The sequence below is a fragment of the Achromobacter sp. SIMBA_011 genome (genome assembly GCF_046535435.1).
In the GTDB taxonomy this organism is placed as follows: Bacteria; Pseudomonadota; Gammaproteobacteria; order Burkholderiales; family Burkholderiaceae_B; genus Achromobacter; species Achromobacter dolens.
Genome location: NZ_JAWRWN010000981.1, coordinates 1 through 248, shown reverse-complemented (window position 1 = coordinate 248; position 248 = coordinate 1). Strand labels below are relative to the sequence as shown.

The following is a 248-nucleotide window of genomic DNA, read 5'->3' as shown; positions in this document are numbered from 1 at the left end:
CGAAGCCCGTGACGAGCACCGACGACGGCAGGAAGTGCTGCAGTTCAGGCGTTTCGTTCGGCCAGCCGAGCGACGAGAACGGCACGAGCGCCGACGAGAACCACGTGTCGAGTACGTCCTCGTCGCGCTTGAGCGCGCCGGCATAGCCCTTCGCGGCGGCCTGCGCGCGCGCTTCTTCCTCGTTGCGCGCGACGAACACCTCGCCGTTCTCGCCGTACCACGCGGGAATCTGGTGACCCCACCACAGC

1 protein-coding gene is annotated in these 248 nt (G+C 68.1%); it reads right to left on the bottom strand.

Translation table 11 applies throughout. The features are described 5' to 3' along the window. Positions 1–248 (bottom strand): class I tRNA ligase family protein (locus tag SB816_RS33935; protein WP_410548490.1); only part of this gene is annotated, 248 nt, incomplete at both ends.